A 3,197-nucleotide genomic window follows, 5' to 3' on the forward strand; every position below is an offset into this window, starting at 1 on the left:
TACCTATAGACTCTCAAGGATGGAGCGGTGAATATGGTGGAAATAGACTGCCTTCTGATGACTATTGGTTCGCTATTAAACTCGTAGATCCTCAAGGGGCTATCAGAGAAAGAAAAGGTAACTTCTCGCTGCTTAGAAAATAAAAAAATGATATATTTACATATCCCTCCGCAATAATATTGTGGAGGGATTTTTTATTCTATAAATAACAAGACGTTATTCTTGAAAGAATATTACGTAATATATTCATTTACAAATCGTAGGGTATATAAAAACTAAGCGGTTTTATATTATAAGAAACTTGTTATAATTAATAATAGGATTTAAATATTTACGTTAACATAGTGTTAACTGTTTTTAGTACCTTTAATGCCTTATTAAAACCAAATGAAAAAAATTACTACCCTAGCACTCCTGTTAATTCTCTTGGGAAGTTTTAATCTTTCAGCGCAGCGATTAAGTAGCAAAAAATACTTAAATAACACATTCACTGCCTATAACAAAGAATTGCAACTAAGTCCAGAAAAAGCGACAAAATTTAAAGATATCCTTAAAAGATATAACGCTAAAATTGCAACTTTAGTGGATGCCAAGAAAGACAATCCTCAAAGTTTTAACAAATTGGTCAAATTACAAGACATTGAGATCTTCAAGTTATTGGATGGACCACAATTTACAATTTACAAAAAAGAAAAAGCAATTATTGAACCTGCAAAAAAATATAGAAGATGAAAAAGATACTATTTTTTGCAGCATTTTTCTTGTTATCAAGCATTGCCGCATTTTCTCAAGGAACAACTATAGGAACAGCAGAAGGTTTTTGTTCTGATACAGGATACGATTTTGCAAATACAACAAATGCCGGCTCTGCTGAAGCTGGGCCAAATTATAATTGCTTAAGTACAGTGCCAAACCCTTCATGGTTTATTATCAAAATTGATGAACCAGGTGATTTAACGCTTCAAATAGAGCAAAACTCACAAGCTGATTTTATGGGAGCTGGTATTGACGTAGACTTTATTTGTTGGGGTCCCTTTACTCAGGCACGAATTGATGCTATTCAGGCAGGAAACTTTTCTGCTTTAAGCATTGCCAATCCTAACCCTAATGAAGTAGATTGTAGTTATTCACCAAACGCAGTTGAAGAGTTAAATATAGGAGGTGCTCAAGTAGATGAATTTTATTTAATATTAATTACTAATTTCGATAACCAACCTGGTTTTATCCGGATGCAAGAATTAAATCCTGGACAAATTGGCACAGGGTCTACAGATTGTAGTATTGTGGATACCGCTTTAGGTCCAAATCAAAATGTATGTTTTGGAACACCAGTAACCTTAGATGCAACGCCTACAACAGGAACAGCTACGGGATATAAGTGGTTTTTAGATACTGGCGCTGGATATAACGAAATAGCTGGAGAAACGAGTGCTATGTTGGTTATTAACAACAATCAATCTGGGCTATATAAAGTCGAAGTTACAGCGGATGGTGGTGATGTGGCCGAAGACGAAATAGAGATACTATTTTTCGATCAACCTGTTGCAAATGCTGTTACGAACCCTGCATACGAAGTTTGTGATGATAACTATAACGGAACGGTCAGTTTTGATTTACAAACATTATTTGCTCCTGATATTTTAGGAGCGCAAGATCCTGCGATTTTCGAAGTTGTTTTTTTTGCTAATCAAGCTGATGCAGATGCAAATACCAACCCGTTACCAAACCCATATACCAACACGAATGCAACAGAAACGATCTATGCGAGAGCACATAATACTGTTTCTCCATTAACCTGTAACCCAGCGACAACAAGCTTTACGATAACGGTAAATCCACTGCCTCAACCCGTTACACCTGTCAATTATGAATTGTGTGATGACGCGACTGATGGAGATGATACTAATGGATTTGTAAATAGCTTCATGCTTTCAAGTAAAGATGCGGAAATATTAGGTCTTTTAAACCCGGCTGATTATTCCGTAACCTATCATACTTCTTTAGTAGGTGCTCAAACGAGTAGTACAACTGATGTTATTGATAAAACAATGCCTTATACGAATACTGTTAATGGTCAAACAGTATACATTCGAGTAGAGAATAATGCAACGAATTGTGCGACTACACCTGGAATAGCTACATTTGTTGGTACTTTTAACTTAGTGGTAAACCCACTCCCGATAATAACAACACCTGTTACCCTATCCTTATGCGATATAGATCAAGATGGTATTACCAACTTTGATCTAACTACTGCAAATACATTACTTTCTGCAAATGCGGCAAACGAAACATTTACCTATTACCCAACTTTAGCAGATGCTCAGGGAGATACCAACGCCATTCCAAATTTTAATGCCTACCCTAATGTTACAAATACTAATGACACAGTTTGGGCTAGGGTTATAACAGTTAATGGATGTTATAGAATTGGAGAAATTAATTTAGTAGTTTCTACGTCCACAATACCTATAGCATTTACAAGAACATATGAAGTTTGCGACGATTTTTCAGGTACTGCTGGAAGTGATCTAGACGGTATTACAACCTTTAATTTTAGCACTGTTGATGCAGAAATAGTTTCACTATTTCCTGCTACACAAGCTTTGACTATTTCACACTTTACATCGCAAGCTGATGCTATTGCAAATACAAACGCTATCGTTGATATTAGCAATCATCGTAATACTGGATCTCCTAATACACAGCAAATCTATACACGCGTAGTAAATAATGTCAATGGTACATGTCTGTATACTGGAACTCATATAACATTAAATGTAGATCCGGTGCCAGTGGCAAACGGCGTTGCTAATCTGGAACTTTGTGATGACGCAGTGGATGGAGATGACACCAATGGAATTGTTCAAGGTTTTGATTTAGAAAGTCAAACGGCAACAATTTTAGGTACCCAAAACCCTGCAGATTATACCGTAACCTATCATGCTTCTGCAACTGATGCACTAAATGGAACTAGTAATTTAAGCTCACCGTATGCAAATACAACAGTTAATAACCAAACGATTTATGTAAGAGTGACGAATAACACCACCAACTGTTATACGAATCATACAAATTTCAATCTAATCGTACATCCATTACCTGTCTATGCTACTACAGATACGGTAGATCTTAAACAATGTGATGATGATACTGATGGTTTCTCTGACTTTAATCTTACTGAGGCCAATATCTTG

The 3,197-nt window shown here is 35.9% G+C and carries 2 protein-coding genes and 1 pseudogene; all 3 read left to right on the forward strand.

What is annotated here, in order from left to right; genetic code table 11:
• Nucleotides 1–5: 5 nt before the first annotated feature.
• Nucleotides 6–143: a T9SS type B sorting domain-containing protein gene (locus RQM59_RS14435; protein ID WP_432208146.1), complete on the forward strand. Its 138-nt coding sequence runs from the start codon at nt 6–8 to the stop codon at nt 141–143.
• Between the two features lie 244 nt (nt 144–387).
• Complete coding sequence (locus RQM59_RS14350; protein ID WP_349242811.1) at nt 388–732, forward strand: hypothetical protein; 345 nt, start codon at nt 388–390, stop codon at nt 730–732.
• Nucleotides 729–3,197 (forward strand): annotated as a pseudogene (locus RQM59_RS14355) (hypothetical protein); the annotation flags it as partial. The gene RQM59_RS14350 and the pseudogene RQM59_RS14355, both read left to right, overlap by 4 nt.

The organism is Asprobacillus argus (assembly GCF_032248395.1).
Taxonomy (GTDB): domain Bacteria; phylum Bacteroidota; class Bacteroidia; order Flavobacteriales; family Flavobacteriaceae; genus Polaribacter; species Polaribacter argus.